The sequence below is a fragment of the Microbulbifer maximicatervae (SeqCode) genome, from assembly GCF_052467505.1.
In genome coordinates, this window is sequence record NZ_CP174313.1 from 2,055,004 (window position 1) to 2,081,297 (window position 26,294).

The 26,294-nt window shown below is 51.8% G+C and carries 23 protein-coding genes; 11 read left to right on the forward strand and 12 right to left on the reverse strand.

Annotated elements, in window-relative coordinates; all coding sequences use genetic code 11:
- Positions 1-14 precede the first annotated feature (14 nt).
- Positions 15-1,688 carry a glutamine--tRNA ligase/YqeY domain fusion protein gene (locus ACJJIN_RS09025; RefSeq protein WP_444897776.1) on the reverse strand — a complete coding sequence of 558 codons (1,674 nt, stop codon included), beginning with the start codon at positions 1,686-1,688 and terminating at the stop codon, positions 15-17.
- A 213-nt stretch (positions 1,689-1,901) separates the two neighbouring features.
- On the opposite strand from ACJJIN_RS09025, the gene ACJJIN_RS09030 reads away from it, so the two are divergent.
- Together ACJJIN_RS09030 and ACJJIN_RS09035 are read left to right on the forward strand one after the other, a co-directional pair.
- Complete coding sequence (locus ACJJIN_RS09030) at positions 1,902-2,411, forward strand: peptidylprolyl isomerase (RefSeq protein ID WP_444897777.1); 510 nt, start codon at positions 1,902-1,904, stop codon at positions 2,409-2,411.
- Between the two features lie 35 nt (positions 2,412-2,446).
- A complete protein-coding gene (locus ACJJIN_RS09035) occupies positions 2,447-3,172 on the forward strand; it encodes a UDP-2,3-diacylglucosamine diphosphatase (RefSeq protein ID WP_444897778.1) in 726 nt (241 codons plus the stop codon).
- On the opposite strand, the gene ACJJIN_RS09040 is transcribed toward ACJJIN_RS09035, so the two are convergent.
- The 3 genes from ACJJIN_RS09040 to ACJJIN_RS09050 are packed head-to-tail and all read right to left on the reverse strand — an operon-like array spanning position 3,169 to position 6,274.
- On the reverse strand, positions 3,169-4,110 hold the full coding sequence (locus tag ACJJIN_RS09040) for an NAD-dependent epimerase/dehydratase family protein (protein WP_444897779.1): 942 nt from the start codon (positions 4,108-4,110) through the stop codon (positions 3,169-3,171). The genes ACJJIN_RS09035 and ACJJIN_RS09040 overlap by 4 nt on opposite strands.
- 24 nt (positions 4,111-4,134) lie before the next feature.
- Complete coding sequence (locus tag ACJJIN_RS09045) at positions 4,135-4,935, reverse strand: glycosyltransferase (RefSeq protein ID WP_444897780.1); 801 nt, start codon at positions 4,933-4,935, stop codon at positions 4,135-4,137.
- A 34-nt stretch (positions 4,936-4,969) separates the two neighbouring features.
- Entirely contained in the window at positions 4,970-6,274 is a 1,305-nt protein-coding gene (locus ACJJIN_RS09050) for a condensation domain-containing protein (RefSeq protein ID WP_444897781.1), read from the reverse strand.
- A gap of 210 nt (positions 6,275-6,484) precedes the next feature.
- Between ACJJIN_RS09050 and ACJJIN_RS09055 the strand changes: the two genes are divergently transcribed.
- The 5 genes from ACJJIN_RS09055 (at position 6,485) to adiC (ending at position 14,999) form a co-directional block, all read left to right on the forward strand.
- Positions 6,485-7,645 (forward strand): saccharopine dehydrogenase family protein, encoded by a 1,161-nt coding sequence (locus tag ACJJIN_RS09055; protein WP_444897782.1) that lies wholly within the window; start codon positions 6,485-6,487, stop codon positions 7,643-7,645.
- A gap of 98 nt (positions 7,646-7,743) precedes the next feature.
- Positions 7,744-9,426 carry an FMN-binding glutamate synthase family protein gene (locus ACJJIN_RS09060; RefSeq protein ID WP_444897783.1) on the forward strand — a complete coding sequence of 561 codons (1,683 nt, stop codon included), beginning with the start codon at positions 7,744-7,746 and terminating at the stop codon, positions 9,424-9,426.
- Positions 9,427-9,451: 25 nt separating this feature from the next.
- Complete coding sequence (locus tag ACJJIN_RS09065; RefSeq protein ID WP_444897784.1) at positions 9,452-11,164, forward strand: thiamine pyrophosphate-dependent enzyme; 1,713 nt, start codon at positions 9,452-9,454, stop codon at positions 11,162-11,164.
- A gap of 41 nt (positions 11,165-11,205) precedes the next feature.
- Positions 11,206-13,509 carry an Orn/Lys/Arg family decarboxylase gene (locus ACJJIN_RS09070; RefSeq protein WP_444897785.1) on the forward strand — a complete coding sequence of 768 codons (2,304 nt, stop codon included), beginning with the start codon at positions 11,206-11,208 and terminating at the stop codon, positions 13,507-13,509.
- 8 nt (positions 13,510-13,517) lie between these two features.
- On the forward strand, positions 13,518-14,999 hold the full coding sequence (adiC, locus tag ACJJIN_RS09075) for an arginine/agmatine antiporter (protein ID WP_444898241.1): 1,482 nt from the start codon (positions 13,518-13,520) through the stop codon (positions 14,997-14,999).
- A 2-nt stretch (positions 15,000-15,001) separates the two neighbouring features.
- Here the strand turns inward: adiC and ACJJIN_RS09080 are convergent, their stop codons facing one another.
- Positions 15,002-15,472, reverse strand: a complete 471-nt coding sequence (locus ACJJIN_RS09080) for a YpsA SLOG family protein (RefSeq protein WP_444897786.1) — start codon at positions 15,470-15,472, stop codon at positions 15,002-15,004.
- A 129-nt stretch (positions 15,473-15,601) separates the two neighbouring features.
- Between ACJJIN_RS09080 and ACJJIN_RS09085 the strand changes: the two genes are divergently transcribed.
- Positions 15,602-16,057, forward strand: a complete 456-nt coding sequence (locus ACJJIN_RS09085) for a DUF2269 family protein (RefSeq protein WP_444897787.1) — start codon at positions 15,602-15,604, stop codon at positions 16,055-16,057.
- A gap of 18 nt (positions 16,058-16,075) precedes the next feature.
- On the opposite strand, the gene ACJJIN_RS09090 is transcribed toward ACJJIN_RS09085, so the two are convergent.
- The 3 genes from ACJJIN_RS09090 to ACJJIN_RS09100 all read right to left on the reverse strand — a co-directional run bounded on the left by ACJJIN_RS09090 (position 16,076) and on the right by ACJJIN_RS09100 (position 18,279).
- Positions 16,076-17,056 (reverse strand): hypothetical protein, encoded by a 981-nt coding sequence (locus tag ACJJIN_RS09090; RefSeq protein ID WP_444897788.1) that lies wholly within the window; start codon positions 17,054-17,056, stop codon positions 16,076-16,078.
- Between the two features lie 74 nt (positions 17,057-17,130).
- Complete coding sequence (locus ACJJIN_RS09095; protein WP_444897789.1) at positions 17,131-17,760, reverse strand: malonic semialdehyde reductase; 630 nt, start codon at positions 17,758-17,760, stop codon at positions 17,131-17,133.
- A gap of 54 nt (positions 17,761-17,814) precedes the next feature.
- Positions 17,815-18,279: a DUF3429 domain-containing protein gene (locus ACJJIN_RS09100; RefSeq protein WP_444897790.1), complete on the reverse strand. Its 465-nt coding sequence runs from the start codon at positions 18,277-18,279 to the stop codon at positions 17,815-17,817.
- 70 nt (positions 18,280-18,349) lie between these two features.
- Here ACJJIN_RS09100 and ACJJIN_RS09105 point away from each other — a divergent pair, with 70 nt between their 5' ends.
- Positions 18,350-18,610, forward strand: coding sequence for a DUF3081 family protein (locus ACJJIN_RS09105; RefSeq protein ID WP_413662543.1), 261 nt, complete (start codon positions 18,350-18,352; stop codon positions 18,608-18,610).
- Between the two features lie 302 nt (positions 18,611-18,912).
- Here ACJJIN_RS09105 and ACJJIN_RS09110 read toward each other — a convergent pair whose 3' ends face one another.
- The 3 genes from ACJJIN_RS09110 to ACJJIN_RS09120 all read right to left on the reverse strand — a co-directional run bounded on the left by ACJJIN_RS09110 (position 18,913) and on the right by ACJJIN_RS09120 (position 21,707).
- A complete protein-coding gene (locus ACJJIN_RS09110; protein ID WP_444897791.1) occupies positions 18,913-19,179 on the reverse strand; it encodes a hypothetical protein in 267 nt (88 codons plus the stop codon).
- Complete coding sequence (locus ACJJIN_RS09115; protein WP_444897792.1) at positions 19,151-19,516, reverse strand: hypothetical protein; 366 nt, start codon at positions 19,514-19,516, stop codon at positions 19,151-19,153. Before ACJJIN_RS09115 ends, ACJJIN_RS09110 begins: the two co-directional genes overlap by 29 nt.
- A gap of 1,564 nt (positions 19,517-21,080) precedes the next feature.
- Entirely contained in the window at positions 21,081-21,707 is a 627-nt protein-coding gene (locus ACJJIN_RS09120) for a MiaE family protein (protein ID WP_444897793.1), read from the reverse strand.
- A 220-nt stretch (positions 21,708-21,927) separates the two neighbouring features.
- Between ACJJIN_RS09120 and ACJJIN_RS09125 the strand changes: the two genes are divergently transcribed.
- Positions 21,928-22,863 carry a hypothetical protein gene (locus ACJJIN_RS09125; protein ID WP_444897794.1) on the forward strand — a complete coding sequence of 312 codons (936 nt, stop codon included), beginning with the start codon at positions 21,928-21,930 and terminating at the stop codon, positions 22,861-22,863.
- 43 nt (positions 22,864-22,906) lie between these two features.
- Here ACJJIN_RS09125 and ACJJIN_RS09130 read toward each other — a convergent pair whose 3' ends face one another.
- On the reverse strand, positions 22,907-23,356 hold the full coding sequence (locus tag ACJJIN_RS09130; protein ID WP_413662547.1) for a DUF1289 domain-containing protein: 450 nt from the start codon (positions 23,354-23,356) through the stop codon (positions 22,907-22,909).
- A 304-nt stretch (positions 23,357-23,660) separates the two neighbouring features.
- On the opposite strand from ACJJIN_RS09130, the gene acnB reads away from it, so the two are divergent.
- On the forward strand, positions 23,661-26,276 hold the full coding sequence (acnB, locus tag ACJJIN_RS09135) for a bifunctional aconitate hydratase 2/2-methylisocitrate dehydratase (RefSeq protein ID WP_413662548.1): 2,616 nt from the start codon (positions 23,661-23,663) through the stop codon (positions 26,274-26,276).
- Positions 26,277-26,294: the final 18 nt, after the last annotated feature.

Sequence of the window (26,294 nt, forward strand, 5' to 3'; positions counted from 1 at the left end):
AGTCCTCCGCTTTGCTATTTGTTTTGCTCTTTGGCCCAGCTGTCGCGCAGACCAATGGTGCGGTTAAACACCGGCGCTTCTGCGCTGCCGTACTTGCTGTCGCGACAGAAGTAGCCGTTGCGTTCGAACTGGTAACCCTGCTCCGGCTCCGCTTTGGCTAGGCCGATTTCCGCTTTACAGCCTTTTAGGATTTGCAGGTTGTCCGGGTTTACGCAGTCGAGGAAGTTCTTACCGCCGGCATCCGGCGCCGTATCATTGAACAGGCGATCGTAGAGGCGCACTTCGCAATCGACATTGTTGTCCGCAGATACCCAGTGAATAACGCCCTTTGGCTTAACGCCGTCGGCCGGGTCTTTGCCCAGGGTGTCCAGATCAACCGAGCAGATCACCTCAATAATTTCACCGGCATCGTTCTTCACGACTTCTTCAGCAAAGATCACATAGGCGTTGCGCAGGCGAACTTTTTTGCCCAGCACCAGACGCTTGTACTTCTTGTTGGCCTCTTCGCGGAAATCCTCTTTCTCAATATAGAGAGTGCGGCCAAAAGGAAGTTCACGGGCCGGCAGATCATCGCGCACCGGGTGGCCGGGTGCTGACAGCATCTCTTCCTGGCCTTCCGGGTAATTTTTCAGGGTAATCTTCAAAGGCTCCATCACGCACATGGCGCGCGGTGCATTTTTATCCAGATCGTCGCGAATGCTGTATTCCAGCATGCCCACATCGACAACTGAGTCGGAGCGGGTTACACCGATCATCTCGCAGAAGTTGCGAATGGAAGCCGGGGTAAAGCCGCGACGGCGCATACCGGACAGGGTCGGCATGCGGGGATCATCCCAGCCGTCTACATGGCCTTCGTCTACCAGCTGCTTGAGCTTGCGCTTGGACACCACGGTGTAGTTGAGGTGCAGGCGGGCAAATTCGTACTGACGCGGGCGCGAAGGCACCGGCAGGTTCTCAATCAGCCAATCGTACAGGGGCTTGTGATCTTCAAACTCCAGGGTACAGATGGAGTGGCTGATACCCTCAATCGCATCACACTGTCCGTGAGCGAAATCGTAGCTGGGGTAAATGCACCACTTATCACCAGTCTGGTGGTGGGCCATCTTTTTGATGCGGTAGATGATCGGGTCGCGCAGGTTAATATTCGGCGCGGCCATGTCGATCTTGGCGCGCAAGCTGCACTGGCCCTCTTCCATTTCACCGTTGCGCATCTTTTCAAACAGCGCCAGGTTTTCCTCGACAGAGCGATCGCGGAAGGGGCTGTTTTTGCCCGGCTCTTTCAGCGTGCCACGATAGTGACGAGCTTCTTCTGCGGACAGGTCGCAAACGTAGGCCTTGCCATCTTTAATCAGGTGCAGCGCCCACTCGTACAATTGATCAAAATTATCCGAGGAGTACTTCGCCTCGCCATTCCACTCAAAACCGAGCCAGGAGACATCGCGCTTAATCGCATCGACAAACTCTTCCTCTTCCTTGGCCGGGTTGGTGTCGTCAAAGCGTAAATTACAGGTGCCACCGAATTCCTGCGCCAGACCAAAATTCAGACAGATGGACTTGGCGTGGCCGATATGCAGGTAGCCGTTGGGCTCCGGCGGGAAGCGGGTCGCGATCTGCGTAACCCGGCCCTCAGTCAGATCTTCACGGATAAGGTTCTGTAAAAAGTGAGCTGGCTTGCTCTCGGATGTCATAGGATTCTCTTAATTTACAGCTGTGCGAACATAAACGGCGAATTATAACCTACTTGAGAGACAGAATATCGAATTTGAAGGAGCGCTTTTCATAGAAATTCACTGCAAGCGTTTGATTTTTGTGCAATTGACACAGATATTCCGACACAGCATTTTACAGCTACAGACTACAAGGTATCATGCCGCCCCAAATCAACCCTCATAGGACATTTTATGATCACCCTTCACACAACCCATGGAGATATAGCCATCGAATTGGATTTCGAAAAGGCACCCAAGACTGCTGCCAACTTCTTGCAGTACTGCCGTGACGATTTCTATACCGGCACTGTCTTCCACCGGGTGATCAACAACTTTATGATCCAAGGTGGCGGCATGACTCCGGACATGCAGCAGAAGGAAACCCGCGATCCCATCGAAAACGAAGCCAACAATGGCTTGAAGAACGACACTGGCACCCTGGCCATGGCCCGCACTATGGACCCGCATTCCGCCAGCTCCCAGTTCTTTATCAATGTTAAGGACAACGATTTCCTGAACTTCCGCAGCGAAGACTCTCAGGGTTGGGGTTACTGCGTATTTGGTAAGGTTGTCGACGGCATGGACGTGGTCAACAAAATCAAAGACGTTAAAACCGGCAGCAAAGGCTTCCACCAGGACGTACCCCTGGAGACTATCGAAATCACCGGTATCAGCATCTCTGACGCCTACGCCGATAAGTAATTCCACGGGTCAGTACCGACTCTAAGGCGGGGACATTGTCTACTTATTTTATTTCTGACTTGCACCTCGACGAAAAACGCCCGGATATTACCCGGGCGTTTTTTGATTTTCTGCACGGGCGAGCTGCCGGTGCTGAGGCGCTATATATTCTCGGCGACTTTTTTGAGGCGTGGGTTGGCGACGACGACGATGCCCCGCTGGCCCGCGAAGTGATTGGCGAGTTAAGTCGCTATAGCGGTACCGGCGTAGAGTTGTACCTGATGCACGGCAATCGAGATTTCCTGCTGGGTAGCGACTTCGCCCAGCGCGCGGGAGCCACTTTACTTCAGGACCCGACTGCGTTGTCCCTCGGTAATGAGCGCGTGTTGCTTATGCACGGTGACAGCCTTTGCACCCTCGACAAAGAGTATATGGCGTTCCGCCGCCAGGCCCGGGACCCCAAGTGGCAACAAGAGCTATTGGCCAAGTCCCTTCAGGAACGCCGCGCTATTGCCACGCAGATTCGTATGGCATCCAAGAGTATGAACAGCCGCAAGGCCGAAGACATAATGGATGTAACCCAGGAAGAAGTGGAGCGGGTGATGCTCGAGCACAATGTACATCGACTGATCCACGGCCACACCCACCGGCCCGCCCGCCACGCGTTGACAATCAACGGTGAACCGGCGGAGCGTATTGTCCTGGGAGACTGGGATAAGAATGCCTGGTGCCTGAAAGCGGACAACGACTCACTGGAGTTGATTCACTGGCCGATCGGCTAGGAACCGGCGTTTTGGATGAGGCTCTGCTGTTGCTGCACAGCCTCTACCAATTCCCCAAGCGTCTCCCGCAAACGCTGCACCCCCCCAAATTGAAAACCTTTCCCCTGTAAATAAGCGCAATCCATCACTGCCGGCGGTTTCACTTGTGGCTGGGGAGGTAGCGGTCCCTGCTGTCCGGATATCGATCTTAGAATCTTCACCAACTCGCGACTGCTAACCAGGCAATCACTACAGTTTACTGCCCGCCCCCGGGCATCTTCATGCTCCAGTAAAAGCTCTACCACCCGCGCCACATCTTCTCCGTGCACTTCCGTTGAAAGCCGGGAATTTAAATAGGCTTCCCCAGATATCACTGCTCGAGCGATGTCATACCACTTGCTGCGACTTAGCGGACTCACCAGCCCATAAACTCCAGTTAAGCGCAATGACACCGCATGCCAACTGCGCTGATGCGCCCAAGCAGACAGCATGGCTTCCACAGCCGCTTTATAGCCGCCGTAGAAAGTATCCGGCTGAACAACCTGCTCCTCACTTAAAGAACCGCTCAACTTTCCAGTGGCATAAACGGCACGAGTGGAAATAAACACAAATTTTTTTACCTTCGCTGCATAGGCAAATCGGATTAATGCAAGGGTTTGATTGAGGTTTACATGTAAAAAACCCTCGAGATCTTCCCCCTCCCCATTTCGATAGCGCCCGGGAAGATGCTCGAAAGCCGCATGCACCACCACATCCAGATTGCTGGCGAATGTCTGTAGTGTTGTATCAGAAGTAATATCCCCGACGCTCCACGCCAATCTGGGTGAAGCAATACTGCGAAAAAGAGCTGCACTTTCCTCCCTGCGCAGTAATGCTCGCACTTCATAGCCCTGCCGCAAAAAATGCCTGACCAGAAATTGCCCCACATAGCCACTGGCGCCAGTAATCCCTATTCTCACAATTCCCTCTCTCGATTTTATTTTCTAAGCACGGGCTAACTCATCCAGGTCAACGGCAATATCCCGCCCCTCATAAACAGCCCACCACAAGTCGATCAGGGGCTTGAGCCTCTCAACTTTCGAGTGTTGCTTTTGCCAGGGTTTTTCATATTGGTAGTGAATGACATGAATACTGTCCCACTGCCACAGCTGCGGTAAATTCAGGTAGAGGTATTGCAAGGCGTTATAGATATAAGGCAGGCCGTGCCAACGAGGAAAAAAGGACTGCAAAAATGTCTGGTCTGTGCGCCGCCAGAAAACCCCTGGTCGATCCAGTTGCTCAAGCATTTTTTGGTAAGTCGCTTCACTCGGTACCGCAGTAAACAATCCCGAATTCATACGATGAAATCCATCCAAGTCTTCGTAAAGATTGGGAGCTGCGCAAAATTCCGGATAATTCATCAAGTGGTCAATATTGCGCAATACCAGGGTGTCCGCATCCAGGAAAACAAGCTTATCGAATTGGGTCAATTGCCACAGTGCCAATTTGCAAAAGTTATTCAGTGGGTCATGGAAAGCGGGCTTACTACCCTTGTCAAAGGGCGCGCGCCGGTGCAAAGAATCGCGTTTATGGCGGCGGATAAACTCATCGGAAAAACGAGGCGTATAAACTTCTTTTATCTTACAGCCCGCCGCTTCCAATGGCGCTGGATCACAACTGTTCGGTGGCACCATACAAATTAACGGATAGGCACTGACCGTACGATCCAACGAGTGTTTCAGTGCCTGCGCACCTATTACATAATCCGCACTATTGACCAGGGTCACAAAGGCACATCTTGACATAACAATTGGCTCTACAGTCCCTATACAGCGTTATTTACAGCGGCGGTAGAATATCTTCAGGCCCGCACAATAATCTGTCACACCAGCGACTTACCATTTCCTCTACTTGTTTTTGTTCAAAGCAATTCTCATTGTAGATAAAACTCGAGCGCAACTGCTTTCCAAAGACAGTAATAGATAGATAGATGCCATATGGCGTTAAGCGCGTCGCCAGGGGGACAATGCGAATCTTCAAATGGTCATTCAATTTGACCCAGTTAGAAGTTTCACCGGTATAAACCGCAAAAAAACCTTCCCGGTGCTCCTCTGTTTGCAGGAAAGTCACCAAGTAGCAATGGGATGCATCGAGGTGGTGGCCAATCAGGCCGTGAGGCCCAATTGCATCAGCAGCATAAACCGTGCGCATGGCATACTTTATCTCCGCAGACAGGCGCGAGAGCTTCTCCTGCCAGGACTCATCCCTACGAACCGTCAAATTGACATACCGGCACATGGGGCCAAACACTTCCCGATACTCCCTCTTAAGCCGAAGGGATAAATTGCCATTCATCCAAAAAGAGTGAGGTATGAAATCACATAAAACTTGCTGAAATGCGGCTGCTAGATAAGCGAAGAGGTTCACATTCTCCGAGCTGGCCAATGCCTTTATCTGCTCCAGCTCAATCTCATCTATGTGCTGGATTACTTCACTACAAATAACCGAAGTCTCTTCCGATTGGGGCAACTGCTCTATCTCATCTTTTTGGGATTCCAACTTTTTCTGCCAAAGATTTCGCGCCTTATCCCCCCTCGGCGATCTCAAGTAGGTATTTTCATAATTCACATAATCAGCAAAGTCTGCAGTTTCCACCCTGGGTTGATAATCCTTACCCTTTGCACTATCCAAATAGTGCGTCAAGGATTCAGACCAGAGGAGTGACAAGCTAATCCCATCGGCAATGATGTGGTGACACTTGGTCAAAAAAATGTATTCATCTTCTCCACTGCGAAGAACACTGAGTCCCAACAATTGGTCCTGCGTCAAATCCATTGGCGAGCTGCCAAATTGACGCAAAAAGCTCTCGAAGTGAGCATCACTTAAGTGGCGGATGTCGATATAGTCCAGTTCAATATCTACAAAGGAGCGAACAGCCGGTTCCCCGCTATAACGACAGCGAAAAATCGGATAGGTATTTACCACCTCTGAAATGGACTTCTTAAACAGTTCAACATCGAATTTTCCTTTGAAAACCATGGCGCGGGTAATCAGGTCGACCAGATCCTTGCGGTGATGCAAATCATAAATACGCTGCTCAGTGATCGATAGGGGGACCTGAGTCGATAAACTCCAACCGGCCATTCTGGTCTCCAAAAATCATTTGCCCGACACAAGATCACTAATGAATCTGATAAAACTGCACAAGATCATCGGGAACGTTACTTTTAGAATATACAAAACAGTGAAATGACAACGGCGGTATGCTGAAGCCGCAGACAAGATTCTCTTGATTTAAGTCGCCGGCACGATGCATGATCTCTACAAACTATAAGGGGCAGGAGTTCCATCCAGGTGATCAATAACCTGAATAAACGCGTATTGATTCTCGGCGGCTACGGCAATTTCGGTGCACGTATTGCACAAATGCTGAGTTCTGAGCCCAATATCCAGCTGATTATTGCCGGCCATAACAAGACACGGGCAGACCGCTGCGCCCAATCACTCGGTGGCCTCGCCGAGGGGTTACGATTGGAGCGGGACTCCATCAACTTGGCTGCGCAACTGAAAGCCTTGCACCTGGATTTATTAATCCACTGCGCTGGCCCCTACCAGAGAGAAACCGATTACCGGGTGGCCAAAGCCTGCATTGAAGCCCGCACACCCTACATCGATATTTCAGATGCACGCCGCTTTGTATGTGATTTTCACCGTCTCTCCCCGGCCGCCGAGGCCGCCGGTATCGCCATGGTATCCGGTGCCAGCAGCCTGCCCGGCCTCAGTTCAGCAGCCATAGCTGAGATCCAGAAAGAGCTACCGGTCATTCGCTCCGTGCAGGCGGCAATTGCTCCGGCACACAAGGTAGAGCGCGGCCTCGCCACCGTGCGCTCTGGCTTTGAAGCGCTGGGGGAGAGCTTCCCCCAATTGCGGGATGGGCGCTGGAGAGAATCATTTGCCGGCAATCATCTGCGCTCGGTAACTCTTGCCCACCCAGTAGGAAAACGCTGGCTGTGCGATTTTGAGGTGCCCGACCTGGAATTGTGCCCAAGATACTTGCTAAATTTAAACACAGCACTATTTTCCACGGGGACAGAGCCCCTGATTCTCCAGGCCGGCCTGTCTTTGTGCGCCCAACTCTCGCGCCTAAATTTGCCCGCCACAAGTTCCCGCATCGCACAAATTGCCCATAAATTAAGTGCCCGCTGGCCTGGTGGCAGCTCTCACGGCGGCATGATTGTCCGCGCACTGGGTGAAGATGCTGACGGTAGGACAGCTGGTAGGCAGTGGCAAATACTTGGAATGGATGGCGATGGTGTCTGGATTCCTGCAGCACCCGCAGTGGCCTTGGCGAGAAAATTCCTTCGCGGTGAAATTTCAGACAGTGGCGCGCGCGCCTGCTGGCAACTATTAAAGCTGGATGAAATTCTGGATGAACTAAAGGATTACTCTATCGTCACTGCCATCGAGTTTTTACCTGCAAAGCAAAATTCACTGCCTGCATTAGCGGCAAGTTAGGGGAAAAAGCCCTTTAGTTGACCTTATCAAGGCAGAACCCTTACAAATGATCTAGGTTCAGTATCGGAACTTTATGTAACGATGCTGAACCTGATTTTATGAGTAGCTCCAACCCCTGGTGCGCCTATTCCGGCCGGAATGGTATAAAGCGCGCGATTATTCCCATTACCGCTCTTATCCTGACCCCATTCTTCTTGGTGCTCACGTTTACAAACAGCGCCTGGTGGCTGGTGGCTCTACTGATTAGCGTTTCACTGGTACTACTGGGAATCTACGATATGCTCCAACCCCATTGGAGCATTACGCGGAACTTCCCGGTTGCCGGCCGCATTCGCTGGATATTCCTGAACCTGCGTCCCTATTTCCGCGCCTATATGGTAGAGGGTGATGAGGAAGGACGCCCTTACAGCATTGAAGCCCGAAGGCTTGTGTATGCCCGCTCCGAAGGTTTTTCTGATATGCATCCGTTCGGCACTGAAAAAGATGTGCAGAGTGAGGAATATACCTGGCTCACTCACTCGGTGAAGCCCGAAAAACATGCAGACACCTCCTGCCGTACTGAAGTGGGCACGGGCCGCTGCAAACAGCCCTACTCCGCCGCCCTGTTAAATATCTCGGCCATGAGCTTTGGCGCTCTGTCCGCCGCCGCAATAGAAGCTTTGAATAAAGGAGCCTCAATTGGCGGCTTCTATCACGATACCGGTGAGGGGGGTATCAGCCCCTATCACCGCAAACATGGCGGCGATCTAGTGTGGGAATTGGGTACCGGTTATTTCGGTGCGCGCAACGATGACGGCAGCTTTAACCCGGATCTATTCCGCGAGGCCTGTAACGACCAGGTTAAAATGACGGAAATTAAATTGAGCCAAGGAGCGAAACCCGGGCACGGTGGAGTATTACCTGGCACCAAAGTAACTCAGGAGATCGCCTCCACCCGGAAGGTTACGCCCGGCCAGGACTGCGTATCCCCCCGCGCGCACTCCATGTTCTCCACCCCCATTGAAATGCTGGAATTTGCCGAACAAATGCGTGAACTGTCCGGCGGCAAACCGGTAGGCATAAAACTCTGTGTAGGGCATATCTACGAGGTGATGGCCATAATGAAGGCCATGCACGAAACCGGGAAACTGGTGGACTTTATTGTTGTAGACGGCGCCGAAGGCGGTACCGGTGCAGCGCCGCTGGAGCTTTCCAACCACGTGGGTATGCCGCTGCTGGAAGGGTTGATTATCGTACGCAATGCCCTGGTGGGGGCGGGCCTGAAAGATAAGGTGAAGCTGGCTGCCAGCGGCAAGGTTTATTCCGCATCCGGACTAGCGCAATGCTTGGCCATCGGCGCCGACTGGTGCAATGCGGCGCGGGCCTTCATGCTTTCCGTAGGCTGTATTCAATCCCAACGCTGCCACACGGATACCTGCCCAACTGGCGTTACCACCCAAGATCCTCGGCGTCAGCGTGGGCTAGTGGTGGATGTGCAAAGCAAGCGAGCGGCGGCCTTCCAGGCAAAAACCCTCGAAGCATTGGAGGATATTGTGGCCGGCGCGGGGCTTACCGACCCCCGAGACCTAAAACCCTATCACATGATTCACCGAATTAATGGCGCAGAATCCAGGCCGATAGATCGTATCTGGCATTTTCTTGACACCAACTCGCTGATCGACGCACCAGAAGATACGCCCTACTGGCACTGGTGGCTGGCCGCACAGGCAGACAGTTTTCAGCCTGCGATCAAGCTCGAAGAGGGCAAGTACGCGTCGATCCGCCGCGCTATTAACCGCTAGCCCCACCCAATCTGTGGAGATTGCTATGCAAACCGTTTCAGAGATTATTGTCGATACACTGGTCAAGGCCGGCGCCAAACGGTGCTACGGCATTGTCGGCGATACCATCAATCACTTTACATCAGCGGTACGCACTTCCGACTTGGAGTGGATACATGTGCGTCATGAGGAAGTGGGCGCTTTCGCCGCTGGGGGGGAGTCTTACCTTACCGGTGAGCTGAGTGTCTGCGCCGGGACTGCCGGACCCGGCAGCCTGCACTTTATCAACGGCATTTTTGAAAGCCATCGCAATGGCGCCCCGGTGGTACTGATTGCATCCCGCATCGACCGTGCGGAACAGGGGTTCGGCTATCCACAGGAAGTGGACCAGCAAAAACTCTACGAACAGTGTTCGGTCTTCTGTGAAACCATGACCCACCCGGAGCAAGCCCGTCGAATGATTGTGCAGGCGGCACAAACTGCGCTTACTCGCGGTGGTGTCGCGGTGGTGCAAATTAGCGGCGACTTGTTCAAGGAGAAGACCAAAGACAGTCTGCCCTGGTCGGTACATCGCCCTGAATGGCTAGCGCGTCCGTCTGACTCTGAGCTCGACGCCCTGGCAAAGAAAATCAACGCCGCAAAAAATATCACTATTTACGGCGGTATCGGCTGCCGTCACGCTCACGATGAAGTAGTAAAACTGGGACAGCACCTGGCCGCTCCTATCGCCCACACCACCAAGTCGAAAGAGTTTCTCGAATACGACAACCCCTGCCATGTGGGCATGACCGGGATTCTCGGCAATCCCGCGGGCTACCGGGCCATGGAGACTTGTGACCTGTTACTGTGTCTGGGTACCGATTTTGCCTACACCCAGTTCTACCCGAAAAAAGCCACCATTATTCAAATTGATGCGGAAGCGCCGCACCTGGGGCGACGCGCTCCTGTGGATATGGGCCTGGTAGGGCATGTGGGGCCCACCATTGAAGCCCTCTTGCCCCGATTAAAGGCCCGCACCGATAGCACCTTCCTCGATGACCTTCTCGAACGATACAAAAAAGATCGGGAAGAGATGAAGAGCCGCGGCAAAGAGAAAGACCCCAGCCTGATCCACCCTCAATTTGTCGCCCAGACGCTCAACAAGCTGGCCGATGAGGATGCCGTATTCACCGCCGATGGCGGCGCCTGTATGGTTTGGATGCTCCGCGACCTCACTGCCAACGGCAAGCGCTCATTTCTCACCAGCCTTTCCCACGGCACCATGGCCAACGCCTACCCCCAAGCCCTGGGCATGGCCAAAGCCTATCCCGGGCGCCAGGTCATCGCTATGTGCGGCGACGGTGGTATGACCATGTTAATGGGAGACCTGTTGACACTGGTGCAAGAAAAAATCCCATTAAAAGTCCTGGTATTTAACAATAACTCCCTCGGCTTCGTAGAGATGGAGCAGCGCATTGAGGGGCTTCTCGACAGCTATACCGACTTACATAACCCGGACTTCGGCCGCGTTGCCGAAGCTTGTGGCATCAGTGGTGCCAGTATCGAGAGTGCGGATCAGCTTGAGGAAAGTATGAAGCGCTGGCTCGCCACTGACGGGCCGGCACTACTCAGCGTACCGACGAACCGCGTGGAGCTGGTGATGCCGCCGGAAGTTACAGCGCAGCAAGTCACCTCCACCGCACTGTTCGGACTTAAGGCAATACTCAACGGCCGCGCCGATGAGGTGGTAGATCTTTTGCGAGACAATTTCCTGCGCTGAGACTTTTTAGCAGGCCACAACAAAAGGTTTGTGCGGCACTCATGCATCATTTCGGACAGCAACGCCATAACAGCATGCTGGCCCTGATCGCCAGCAGTGAAGTCGACGACAACAGCGCTCCCGGCCGCGCCGCCATGAGGCTACAGGCAGAGTTATCAGAGCGAAAAATTGACGTAATAACAACCACCAGTGGTAGTGATGCCTGCGCCATACTGAGTACTAACACCGCGATCCAATGCCTGCTGATTAATTGGACCCTGCCCGGTGAAGCGAAATGCCCCGCCCTGGTTGTATTGGAAGAACTTCGCGCCCGCAATCCCCAAATGCCGGTATTCCTTCTGGCAGATCAGCAGACTGTCAGCACCATGCCGCGACGGGCCCTGGAATTAGCCAACGATTTTATCTGGATGCTAGAAGATACCCCGACCTTTATCGGCGGTCGCATCCAGAGTGCGATTGAAAGATACCGCCACGCCATTCTTCCCCCCATGTTTCGCGCCCTGACCCACTTTGCCCGGGTCCATGAATATTCATGGCATACACCCGGCCACACTGGGGGAACAGCTTTTCTCAAATCCCCTGCGGGTCGCGCTTTTTACGATTTCTTTGGGGAAAATATGTTGCGCTCGGACCTCTCTGTTTCTGTAACAGAGTTGGGATCGCTTTTGGATCACTCGGGCCCCATTGCCAAGGGAGAGAAATATGCAGCAAAAGTATTTGGTGCGGATCGCACTTACTATGTAACCAATGGCTCTTCGACATCGAATAGAGTGATATTGATGGCATCGGTTACCCGGGGGCAATTGGCTCTGTGCGATCGAAACTGCCATAAATCCGTCGAACACGCGATCACCATGTCAGGTGCAGTTCCAACCTACCTGATTCCCCTACGCAACAACTACGGCCTCATAGGCCCTGTCCCTCCCCAACAGTTGACGGCCAGCTCTGTTGCCAATGCTATTCGGCAAAACCCTTTGTCCAAGCACGCCAAAAACTCCCGTGCCGTTCACGCAGTCATTACTAATTCCACCTACGACGGTCTCTGTTACAACGTGCGCAGAGTGGAAGAACTTCTCGGCGAGTCCATTGATCGCCTGCACTTTGACGAAGCCTGGTACTCATACGCTCGATTTAATCCTATCTATCGGGATCGCTTCGCAATGTATGATTTGGGCGAAGCCGACGCGAAAAATGGCCCGAGCAAATTTGCCACTCAGTCAACACATAAATTACTCGCCGCATTGTCCCAGGCATCGATGATTCACATTCGCGATGGGCGTAAACCCATTGAGCATGGGCGCTTTAATGAAGCCTTTATGATGCATGCCTCAACCTCCCCACTTTACTCCATCATGGCCTCCAATGATGTGAGCGCAGCAATGATGGATGGGCCGGGTGGAAAAGCATTAACAGAGGAGTCAATTGCTGAGGCCATAGCGTTCCGACAAGTATTGTCCCGTTTGCAACAGGAGTATCGCGATAAAGAAGAGTGGTTCTTCGGAGGTTGGCAGCCTGAGCATGTCACCGACCCCAGTAACGGGCACAACTACGCCTTTCACAGCGCCCCAGCAGAGCTCCTGTGTCATGAGCCCAGCTGCTGGTTATTAGACCCCGGCGAGTCATGGCATGGATTTGGTGATATTGAGCCAGATTACTGCATGTTGGACCCGATTAAAGTATCGATTACCACCCCAGGGATAAACCCTGATGGCAAACTGTCTGCATCTGGAATACCTGCCAACATCGTCAGTAAATACCTGGACAATCTCGGCATTATCGTGGAGAAAACTACCGATTTTACGATTTTGTTCCTGTTTTCTATCGGTATTACCAAGGGTAAGTGGGGCACTCTCATCAATGCTTTACTGGCCTTTAAGCGCGACTTCGATGCCAACCGGCCCTTGAGTGAATGCCTGCCAAACCTTTTAAAAAAGTCCCCAGCCTATCGCAATATCGGGCTGCGCGACCTTGCAGACAATATGTTTGCTTCCATGAAAAAATTACAGACCACAGTGCAAATGTCTGCAGGGTTTTCAGCCTTACCTAGAGCTGACTGCAGTCCGGTACAAGCTTATGAAACCCTGGTTCGCGGCGATGTGGAAATGCTTCCGCTAAGCAAGTTACCGGGACGTACCGCAGCCACCGGCGTTGTACCCTACCCTCCAGGTATTCCTCTGTTAATGCCCGGAGAAAATTTTGGCGATGAAGACAGTCCGGCATTGATTTACTTGAGAACTCTGGAAGCCTTCGACCAGAAATTTCCAGGCTTTACCCACGATAACCACGGAGTAGAGGTGCGGGACGGCCACTATCATATTTACGCCCTGCGGGGAGACTCGCCATAGGCTCACCTATCAAAGAGGAGCATAAAATAGGCCTGGTCCCCGCAACCCTGATGGTTGCAGGCAATATGATGGGCTCCGGGGTTTTTATGCTCCCCGCCAATCTCGCCGCAGTCGGCAGTATTTCCCTGATTGGTTGGTTGATAACCATCGTCGGCGCTATCTCCCTGGCCCTGGTATTTGCCAAGCTCGCCGCTATCTATCCCGCAGCCGGCGGCCCCTATGCCTATGCCCGCCGCGCTTTTGGCGATTACATTGGCTACCAAACCAATCTGGTTTACTGGCTGGCCAATGTTATCGGTAATGTTGCGCTGATTACTGCGGGCCTGGGCTATCTGACCCATTTTTTTCCACCGTTAAAAGACCCACTGACTTTTGCCATGGCTCAGGTTGCCATGGTCTGGCTGCTGACTTACGCCAATGTACTGGGCCCGCGCACCGTCGGTCGCATCCAATCCCTCACCACCGGCCTGGTTTTACTTCCAATCCTCGGCACCGCTATTTTTGGCTGGTTCTGGTTCGACCAGCAAAACTTTACCAGCAGCTGGAATGTCTCAGGCAAAAGCGACCCCAGTGCCATTATGGCCAGCCTGACCTTCACGCTCTGGGCCTTTATTGGGGTGGAAACCGCCTCTGTATCCGCCGCAGTGGTAAAAGACCCCACCAAGAACGTCCCAATCGCAACGGTTGGGGGAGTTATCCTGGCTTCTATTGCCTATGTACTCAGCTCATCGGTCATTATGGGGATGCTGCCGAACCAGGAATTAATCAGCTCCTCCGCTCCCTTTGCCGATGCTGCTCGCCTGGCACTGGGAAATACTGCGGCCAATGTCGTAGCCCTGTGCGCCGCTATTGGCTGTATCGGTTCATTGGCCGGCTGGATACTGTTGGTGGGGCAGTCTGCCAAGGCGGCGGCAGATGATGGCCTGTTTGCAGCACTATTTGCCCGCACCAATAACAAAGGCGTGCCTACCGGCGGATTAACCCTGGTGGCCGTGCTGATGTCTGTATTGATACTTACCACCATATCGCCAACGGCCAGCCAGCAGTTTGGCAAAATTGCCTCTGTCGCTGTGATTATGACACTGATGCCCTATATCTATTCAGCGGTAGCTTTGCGGGTTTTGGCCTACGGCAAAATGCCGCCTCAGCAGTACGGACTGTTTACTGTGATTTTGCTGATTGCAGCGGTGTACTGCCTTGTGGCCCTGGTGGGATCTGACGGGCAACAAACCCGCTGGTCCCTGATCTTTGTGATTGCGACAGTCATTTTTTATGCGCTAATTTTAAATCGCCGTCGCAGCGTTGAAGAAAAGCACTTTCTACCCGGTGGGCCAGAACCAGCCTGGGTTCACTACTTCACTCTCTTTGCCACAATTGCTGCCCTGTGTCTGTTCTTCTGGTTTTCCGTAGGGCAATACCCGGACTTGGAATTGCGCTTGCGCGCACCCAACCCCTCGGGTCATCATCTTGAGAGGCACATTGAAACCTAGACTCAGCGGGTTAGCGCCCTCTCGATGGTTTCCGCGGTAATTTCAGTAATCCCTTGGGAGTTGGATTCACGGTTACCCGCCACATTGAGCGTCTGCGGACGATTCTTGAGGATAAAGTCACGCACCAGTTGTACTCGATCGGCATCAGTCGGATTGACTACTAAGTGTGGTTTCCCCGATGCCTGGCAGAACTCAATAGTAAACAGGGTGCCATCACTACTGGGATTGGTTGTGAAGATAACAGTGGCATCAGAGTTGCGGATATTCTTACGAGTACGCTCTTCCAGATCCGGGGACGTGTTTTCAACCAGCCCAAGCCCTTTCAGAAAATCCGGCCGATCACCGATCTCAGTCCAGTAACCCTGCGGTGCTGTGCCACCGGTGGCAATTCCCAGGCGCTGCCCCGCCAGCAGGCCACCGGTATCCGCCCCCGTCTGACCACCACTGATAATTTTCTCCGGTCGGAAGATCACTTTTCTCCCCCATATCGTTTATCGTCCTACTAGCTCGAGCTAGCAGATATCAAGGCAGCGATAATTGGCATTGAAATTAACGACCGCAGCCACTAATTTATCTCCAACTTTAGTCTGGCCGGCAGCGCTGTGAATTACTATCTGATACTGAAAACACTGCATATCCTCTGCGCCATAATCGTACTCGGCACAGGGACCGGCATCGCTTGGTACACCCTGAGGGGCTGGCTGTCCGGAAATGCCCAAGTTATGCAGTGGGTTAGCCGGGAAACGGTACAGGCAGACTGGATATTTACCGGATCGGCGGTAATTGGTCTATTCGGTAGTGCGGTGGGTATGCTACTGATTAATCCAAGCTGGATGCTACAAGCCTGGCTGCAATTAGCCGCCGGGCTCAGCGCAACCGTGTTCTTGTTGTGGCTGCCGGTTGTTTACCTTCAGTACCAGCTGCGTAAACATGCCAAAGAAGACGGTAATATAGACAAAATGCGCAAGCTAATGATGGCTTGGTGCCTGCTCGGGGCTATTGCATTTCCCATTACCGTTGCCATTGTCTATCTGATGGTGTCCAAACCGGCACTCTAGGGACTCATACCTGGCCCCTTACTTTTCTGGTCCCCTGAGGGTCTTATAGCTCGCTCGATGACCAACATCTTTCCACTGCCGCTTGAAGTCATCGAGGATAACGCCGGACACAATTTCAGCATTACCCTCCGCGCTTTTATCCAAACGTTGTATCGCTTCTTTCTTACACAATGGAATAATAATTGCCGAACGCTCATGCCGGTCCATTCTCAACAGACGACTGCGAATATGCTCTGCCTCGCCGCCTGTGCAACTCGCATCTGTAATCACAAAGACGTTGGTATCACTATCGAGATCCGAGGCTATGGTGCCAAAACCTAGATCAAACTGCCGAAATACCACCCCTTTAAACAGCCCCTCCCCCACTTCCGAACCCGTAATAAAGGGCCAGGCATGTGCCAGAGTCCACAAGTAAGATTTACTTAGGACATATTGTAAGTGCTGATTGCGAACAAGCCCCAACTGAAACTGACGCTCAAAGGTCTCATCATTCAACTTGGCTTTACTGCAAATGGCCTTGGGAATAAGTTCTCCCTTGTAGCTGGTGGTTGGGATAACCACGACAAAATCATCAGCATCCCGCTTTTTCTCTAACGCCTTAAGAATGGTTGCCTGGAGATGTAAGACAAATTCCTCAGTGGTAATCACATCGTGTGGCAGCGCTGTGCCTTCCATTTCGAGGTTCATATAGAGTTTTTCCGCTCTATAAGCCTGAATAATCGGCTCCAACTCTTCTCGACTAAACAACAATTTTTCATCGAGGATTGCCTGTTCGTTAATTTTTTTTGCGTAGCAATCAATCAGTAGTTGATCTGCGGCATAGATACCGGAATTTCCCGAACCGACACAGCGGAAGTATTCTGCATCTTGCATCGACAAAAATCGTTCTATCACAGCTCTGCTAATGTCCCGGCCAAACAACTCATAAAGCGCACCTTCCTGCCTTGGTAAAAAATGTTCTTCCGAATCCATCAACCGCTGAGATCGTTTAAGAACCACTTAAGCACACCTAATTCTTAATCCACTGCCATTAACCCGCATTAACAAATACGAATTATGTTAAACGCAACAATTTACAGAGTTCTGCATACTTCATCGAAATCCAACCGAGGGTTGCGCGGATATAATTTGTCAGTTTCGCCATAGCCAAGATTGCACAAGAAATTGGACTTAATATGACAATCGGGGAAGTGCTCCGGCAGAAAAGCCGGTGCTGAGCATTTGTCACTAAAGAATTCCTCATCAACTAATGCGTTATCAAACCCCGACATTGGGCCGCAATCGAGCCCCAGGGCCCTCGCAGCTAAAATAAAGTAGCCTCCTTGCAAGGAACCATTGCGAAATGCGGTAACCTCGGCGTATTCGGGGCTATCGGCAAACCATTCCCGCGCAGGAGTCTGGGGGTAGAGCCTCGGAAGGTGTTCATAAAAGTGCATATCGTAAGCAACAATGGCAGTCACTGGAGCCCGCATAGTTTTTTCAATATTTCCCTCATTAAGCGCTGGCTTGAGCCGCTCCTTAGCCTCCGTACTTACAACAAACACCAATCGCATAGGGCAACAATTAGCACTGGTGGGTCCGAATTTGACTAGGTCGTAAAGCTGTTTCAAAACCACTTCTGAAACCGGCTTATCCTGCCAATGACTATATGTTCGGGCTTTGTTGAACAACTGGTCGAGCAACTCAGAGGAAACAGGTTGCATAAGAGCTACCCCAAAATAACTTCGCTGGTAACAGTTTAGTTTGCGCCAGGCATTTCAAAGGAGCAGCAGAATCATTAGAAGATGGCAGGCCATCACCAGGTAGGTCACGATGCTGCGGGTGCGGAAATACTGATCCCTCCCGGGCAGATTGGGGTTCAACCGGGCCTCGGCCCAGACCACAAAACCGAAAGCAATTAGTAATACCGGTAATGCCCAAGTGGTGCGAAACATCAGCAGCGCCACCCACCCCACCAATGTCACCAGGTTACTCAGTAGCGCTAAAATCATCCTGTGCGGATGCCCCACTTGATTGAGTGCAGCGCCCCACCAAACACCGCAAAGAAAACTCAGAATCACCGCGCTATAGGCGGTGAACAGCAGGCGCGGAGTCACTCCCCAAAGGGAAAACCCTAACCACTGCATAATGATTCCTGCGACAAATGGAATCAAACCAAGGTAAGCCAGCCAGTCAAACAGCCGCGTATCTACTGGTGGGTAGTGATGGATGTCAGTGTCCATGTCGTCTAAGCTTCCAAGTCAAAGACAGTTTCGTCTCAAACAACAAGCTTAGCGGCAGGAGCAAGCAGCAATGGATGCCGAACAGAAGATTGACGTCAAACAAGCGCTGCGGGTGTTTGATAGGGCGACAAAGGAGGGGCGCAAGGAAGGTAACGAATGGCATTACCAGGGGCTGGCAGTCAGCACTGACTTTGACGGCTATACGGTTTTTATCAACTCCCCCAAAGTAAAACTCACCATATTTTTCCACAATAAATTTTCTGTGGATTCCACCAGTAGCAAAGAGCTCGAAGAGTTTATTCGGCTATTGAAAAAGCTTGATTCAGGATAAGAGAAAAGAACCTAGAAACCTCAAATAGAGGTAAATTTTAAACACCAAAATGAGACACATTGAGAGCAACTTTTCGATATTCACTAAAAGAACACCCTAAGCACAAATGGGGACACTATCCGCCACCAAGCTTAAAAATCTCAGAAAACCCAACGCATCCGGTTTAAAATTACAGCCTAATACTACCGCAGCTAACTTCCAGATAAATCGATCATCTTATGGAATTATGCGGGTGGCACAGAATTTTGAAGCCCAGCGAAACATTGACCCATCATTTCACCCAAAGTCCGCTGGGCTAAATCTTAAGCTTCCCCTAGTAGAATTTTAATTATTGCCCCAAGAATATAACCAACACTATCCGTCACTCCACCAGACACATCACTTCCAGCCATTAACATATCTGCTGAAATGGTTTTCCCTTCTTCAGATACTTGAGTGTGCATCACATCCTCATGTATTGAGCCAGCAAAACATACGCTGATAGTTAAGACCATAAAAAACAATTTATATATAACTTTCATTAACATTCCTCCTAATTGATCAAGTTTTCCTTCTTTCCTTCTTTCCATCCTCCAAAAATCTCCCTATTTTTGGAATATCCACATTAATGGATATTTGAACAGCCTTCAAACCTATTAGATTAAACTTAAAATTCTCATATGAAACCTTATTAGCTTCCATGAACGAAAAAATACCTGCGAGATCAGCCTGGGGATTACTCCCTGACGGAACAAAGTAGCCAGCAAGATTGAACTTGCGGTTGCCAATATCTTCCGCATCATATTCAATCCCCCCCCGGAACCTAAAAGGCATCAACACCTCCAAAAGGTTCAGTGTTATCACTGGGAGACGCGCCCAGTACTTTTCTGCCACGTCTAAAAGCAGAGGACCACCACCTGCCAACATGGTAGAATTGTGTTTAAAAAATCCAATAGTTGGCTATCCATAACCAGATACTTCGTCAAACACCAGTCCCAAATAACACCATCTCCCCAGCCTCCCTTTAATATCAACCTTTACATTTCATTGCATGCAAATATTTTTTAACATCCTCAGGAGCCAATAAACAATTACAGCTTTGAAATATCTTGCTCCTAGCAACATCATTGGTCACACAAAAGATCATCTTGAGCATCAATACTGATTCAGAGTTAGCTATGTTGATGTTCAAACGGCAAAATATAACCTTTTTCGCCAGAGTAAAGTTGGAAGCTTGCCATGTCTTTTTTCAGTCCTTCTCGAGGAAGGCCAAATAGCCTTACACCCTAACAGGATTCTTTAATGGTTTTATTGATACAACCTTCTCGCCAAGGATAAATGTAAATCATGGTCATATCTACTGAAGAGCGCCCCAAGATCTTTATATTTTCTGCAAACTAAAATACTACGGCGTCTAAGTGATCAACCCCACTGTGAATACCGTTTTGCTTTATGAGATCTTGTGCAAAATTATTGAGTAAAGCACGGGACAGCCTTGCCTCTGTGCTTCTCTCAGCATCTGTATATTTCTTGGAAATGAAAGATAGTTTTTCCATTACTTACATTTTCTGGGGGAGGAGGGAAGAGATACCGGGCTACCTGGTACAAACTCACCATAACAATCATCCTGACTGATCATTACGCTCCTCAATCTTCAGTGCTCCAAGATCGTCGAATGCGGCCCCTGCAGTAACACCAATATGTTTACCGCCCCAGGCTTTCCCGTTTTGGTGCATTTCTCAGGTAGCCTAAAAACTTCCTGAAATTAGCCCGTTGCCTAGTATCCCTCTCTTAATATGTCTTTAAGCAGTTTCATTAGCCCTTAATGCACTACAAAAAAGCATCCAACGAGCCACTTTCGTCTTCCTTAAATCACTCAGACAAAGATGCCCATAAACCACTTATGCTCTCTGATTACAGAATAACTGATTGAAAATAAAAGTTAATTAAGAAACGGCACTTAAACCTTCAAAAGGCGGTACTCAAAAACTGTACTTCCACACATTGGCTTTAAATTATAATTTTTACGGAAGGATGGTCAGTAGAAATCACTGTGCAGTACATACCTTTTTCAAGATTGTGGCCAACAGGGTATTGATGAACAGCCCCTAGTGTACGAGTTTGATCTTCTAGCGAGCTTACGATAGTACAGCTTACAAATACCCATTAGTATTAGTTTACTACCGCTCACCCAGCTTACTTATAGCGTTTGATCAGTCGATATCGACTTGTACCGGCGAGATCCCAAAGAGACCTGTGCTGATTTTTAGAGCACAAACGTAGAATCGGGTAAAGACAGCAGAACTACCAAGCAGTCCTACGATAATGCCACAGCCAACGATTAGAGCTACTGCCGGTATGACCCAATTCAGTGGGCTTAGGCAGCGAGTATTCTGGTATTTTCACTAAAGAATCAGGAAGCTTGGAGCCAATAAACGTCAATGCAAAAGCTTCCTGTAAATCTGACCCACCTTAGCAGGCCAAGCGAGAATTACTGCCCGGCACTCTCCGGCACACCACTGTGAAAGCGGAACTGTCCATCACTGCCTTCTACTAATTCCTTTTCTTTCTCTAGCAGCACCTGAACCCTAGGTTGAATATCTTCATCGGAAGCCTTCTGGGCAAGGTGCAGGTAATCGCGGAAGTGACGCGCCTCAGATTTAAGCAGGGAGAGATAAAACTTCTGCAACTCATCATCTAACTGAGGCGCAATCCGTGCAAAGCGCTCGCAGGAACGCGCCTCGATAATAGCGCCACAAATCAGCGTATCAATCAAACGCCCCGGCTCTGCGCTGCGCACTTCGGCACGAAGACCGGCTGCGTAGCGGGAGGCACTAACGTGGGGATAGGCGATGCCGCGCTTCTCCATAATCGCCAGCACCTGCTCAAAGTGGCGCAGCTCTTCGCGAGCCAGACGCGACATTTTGTTCAGCAGCTCAAAGTCATTCAGATAGCGAAACATCAGGTTCAGGGCAGTACCCGCCGCTTTTTTCTCGCAGTTGGCATGATCGATCAGCATCATTTCCGGCTCCTTCAATGCAGCCTCCACCCAGGCATCGGGCGTGGGACACAGCAGGAATTCATTGATAGCGGACAGATCTGGGACTTGAGCATTCATAGGACGAACAAACTTAACCGGAGCAAAATAACTTGGCGCGGGATTATAGCGGCCCCAAGCCACAAACGCCCGCTTTTAAACCACCAGCGGGCACTACTCCCCCGACTGACAAACCGGGGCTGCAATTATCCAGGAAGGTCCCTAGTGATAAATACACTCAACTTGATAACGATTTATTAAGTGCATTAATATAAAAGTCACTTTTTATCCGGCATATCTGATGAATGACTACAGAACCCAGGCAAAAGCTATCCCGCCGCTATTAGAAAATATCCATGGCGCCGCCCAAGCCCTGAGAGAATCCCTGGAGTTGCTGCAAAATGCCGAGAAACCCTGGCAGCACTATCTACTTCAGCCCCCTTTCGCACAGGATGCCGCACTCAGTCTCAATCAGAGCTTTGAACGCCCCTATTCACTGTCAGGCGCTCTCTACTCGCAACTCGACTATCTGGAGCCCATTAGCGCCGGAGGAGATGCCCGCGCTACTTTACAGGTACCGGGTTTGTTGGCGGTGCCAACCAAAACCCTTGAGTTTGCTCAACAACTGAACACCCATAAAGAGATCTTCGCCAAGGCTATCGCCGAACTTCGCAGCGCCCTAGCGGAGCGGCCAGTGGCCGAACAGGATCGCACTGTGCGGGAAACCCTTGCGGATGCTGGATACCCCCGCGCGCATCTACGCCAGTGCTACCGCCTGGTGCTGATGTGCCCGAAGCGGCCCGATGCCATCACTCTTTCATGGATCAAGGCGCGTAAATCCATCCGCAAGGTCACGGTGAAATGGTGTGAAAAGAAGTTGGTGCAGCTGGACCCTCAAGGGTCCGATCCCGGTATCCAATATCAGCGCCAGCTACTCGCCGGGCTACACAAAAGCCAGCAGGAGGATTTACGCCAGGTGCAAGTGCAAAGTCGCCCCAATCTCCAAGTAGCGGAAATCTTCTATGGGCACGAGCCAGGTGAGGAAGAGGAATATCATCAGGTCGGCTATTCCTCCATGCCGATTCTGGTAGAGGCCAACGAAGCCGGGCAGCTGCCTGAATTCACCCGAGTTGACCACCAACCGAGCTTGAGTCGACGGCGCCAGCGGCGGGATCTGGCAATCGCCAGTGAACCCTTTCTACCGGCGCTCAGAGTATTTTTGCGCCAGCAGCGCTAAACCCAAGCCCCAAATGGGGCTGCCATCAAATTTTTGAACCTTCTTAGGTAATACCAGGCGCCACATAGCGCTGGTAATAGGCGACAGACAGTGCGTAAAAATCCTCATCGATAAGGCGGCGAATTTCCACCAGTGGGACGCCGCGAGCCTGTGCGGTGAGTTGCAACCCAAAAGCCTTGAGGTCCGATATCTGGCTGGCCCCTGCCCTCAATAGTTCGAACACCCAGCAGTATGGATTTTGACTCTCATCAAAACGGACCCGCTGGTGATGAAGCTGCTCCAATAGCAGCTCGCGATCCACGATCTCCAACTGGCTGCGTACTGCGTTCACCAAATACCCTTCTCGGCGCTCGGCAATTACTCGGCGCTGTTCTTCACTATAGGCATTCCAATCAATAACCTCGTGTGCAAAGCGCTTGCAGCCACGGCAAACATCATCGCCAATTCCCGTGGAGCAAACACCGATACAGGGCGTGCGAACCTTCTTATACATTAACTATCCGACCAACCTATTTATGCCGCCCGCGCGGCCTTCAAATTGCGCGTAGCCTATTTTGTTTCCGCCGCCAAGAAAAGGGGGGAAGTACCAGCTGCCAAACCACTAAAATTCACCTAGCAAATAGTCATAATTCACTTAAATTATTGATTTTTCGATAAACTTAACAGCTGTAGGGCTTTCCTGTAGTATTCGCCCCCCGCCATCAGCGGCCTCGAAAAAAAAATCCCGGCTGACAGTTAATAGACCGGGAATTCCGCCCGCTGTAGGTGCCACCCCACACACCAAGAGGGACTTATCAGTGCTTGAAGCCTATCGCAAACACGTCGCCGAGCGCGCCGAACAAGGCATTCCGCCAAAGCCATTGGACGCCGAGCAAGTCGCCGGCCTGGTTGAATTGCTGAAAAATCCGCCAAAAGGCGAAGAACAGGAACTGGTTGACCTGCTCACCCAACGCGTTCCGCCGGGCGTTGACGAAGCCGCTTATGTTAAAGCAGGTTTCCTGTCCGCCATTATCAAAGGTGAAGCAGAATCCCCGCTGATCGATCGCAAACACGCTGTAGAACTGCTGGGCCAAATGCTGGGCGGTTACAACATCTCCACCCTGGTCGAGCTGCTGGACGACAAAGATCTGGCCGAACTGGCTGCCGAGCAGCTGAAAGGCACCCTGCTGATGTTTGACGCCTTCCACGATGTGGAAGAGAAAGCCAAAGCCGGCAACGAATTCGCCAAAGCGGTAATGCAATCCTGGGCAGACGCCGAGTGGTTCACCAAGCGCAACAAAGTACCCGAGAGCATCAAAGTTGCCGTATTCAAGGTAACTGGCGAAACCAACACCGACGACCTGTCTCCGGCACCGGATGCCTGGTCCCGTCCGGACATTCCCCTGCACGCGCTGGCCATGTACAAAATGAAGCGCGACGGTCTGGAGCCAGAAGAAGCAGGCGTTACCGGTCCCCTAAAGCAGATCGAAGAAGTTAAAGCCAAGGGCCTGCCCGTTGCTTTCGTTGGTGACGTAGTAGGTACTGGTTCTTCCCGTAAGTCCGCCACCAACTCCGTGCTGTGGTACTTCGGTGAAGAAATGCCCGGCGTGCCCAATAAGAAAGGTGGCGGTATTTGTATCGGCGGTAAAGTTGCCCCGATCTTCTACAACACCATGGAAGATGCCGGCGCACTGGTATTCGAAGCCCCCGTTGACGAACTGGGCATGGGCGACGTTATCGAGATCCGCCCTTACGACGGCAAGATCCTGGCCGAAGACGGCAAAGTCCTGTCTGAATTCCAACTGAAGTCCGACGTACTGCTGGACGAAGTTCAGGCTGGCGGTCGTATCAATCTGATCATCGGTCGCGGCCTGACCGGCAAAGCACGTGAAGCCCTGGGCCTGGCGCCTTCCGAGCTGTTCCGCAAGCCTGAGCAACCTGCCGACACTGGCAAGGGTTACACTCTGGCGCAGAAGATGGTTGGTAAAGCCTGTGGCGTTGAAGGTATCCGTCCGGGCACCTACTGCGAGCCGAAAATGACCACTGTGGGCTCCCAGGACACCACTGGCCCCATGACCCGTGACGAACTGAAAGACCTGGCCTGCCTCGGCTTCTCCGCCGACCTGGTAATGCAGTCTTTCTGTCACACTGCGGCCTATCCGAAGCCCGTTGATATCAGCACCCAGCACACCCTGCCGGACTTCATCATGAACCGTGGCGGTGTTTCCCTGCGCCCGGCAGACGGCATCATCCACAGCTGGCTGAACCGCATGCTGCTGCCGGACACCGTAGGTACCGGTGGTGACTCCCACACCCGCTTCCCCATGGGTATCTCCTTCCCGGCAGGTTCCGGTCTGGTAGCTTTCGCCGCCGCTACTGGTGTTATGCCGCTGGATATGCCTGAGTCCGTACTGGTGCGCTTCAAGGGCAAAATGCAGCCCGGCATCACCCTGCGCGACCTGGTGCACTCCATTCCTCTCTACGCCATCAAGCAGGGCCTGCTGACCGTTGAGAAGAAAGGCAAGAAGAACATCTTCTCCGGCCGCATCCTCGAGATCGAAGGTCTGGAAGACCTGACTGTAGAGCAGGCATTCGAGCTGTCCGACGCCTCCGCCGAGCGCTCCGCTGCTGGCTGTACCATCAAGCTGTCCGAAGACACCATGTCTGAGTACCTGCGCTCCAACGTAACCCTGTTGCGCTGGATGATCGCTGAAGGTTACGGCTCCAAGCGTACCCTGGAGCGCCGCGCGCGCGCCATGGAAGAGTGGCTGGCCAACCCGAAACTGATGGAAGCGGACGCCGACGCCGAATACCTGGAAGTCATCGAGATCGACCTGGCCGAGATCAAAGAACCGATCGTATGTGCTCCTAACGATCCAGACGACGCTCGCCTGCTGTCCGACGTTGCTGGCGACAAGGTAGACGAAGTGTTTATCGGCTCCTGTATGACCAACATCGGTCACTTCCGCGCTGCCGGTAAACTGCTGCAAGAACACAAAGGTGGCATCTCCACTCGCATGTGGATTTCCCCGCCCACCAAGATGGACGAGCACCAGTTGATGGAAGAGGGTTACTACAACATCTACGGCTCTGCCGGTGCCCGCACCGAGATGCCCGGATGTTCCCTGTGTATGGGTAACCAGGCACGTGTGGCACCGAACGCCACCGTACTGTCCACCTCTACCCGTAACTTCCCCAACCGTCTGGGCGATGGTGCCAACGTGTACCTGACCTCCGCTGAGCTGGCTTCTGTAGGCGCCATCCTGGGTAAACTGCCGACTCCGGCTGAGTACCAGGAATACGCACAGAACCTGGACTCCATGTCCAGCGAGATCTACCGCTACCTGAACTTCGATCAGATTGAAGACTTCCAGAAGTCTGCCGAAGAAGGCAAGCGCATCGCAGCGACTGAGATCCAGGAAGTTACTGTTTAAGTACGGACGAGCCTTTAA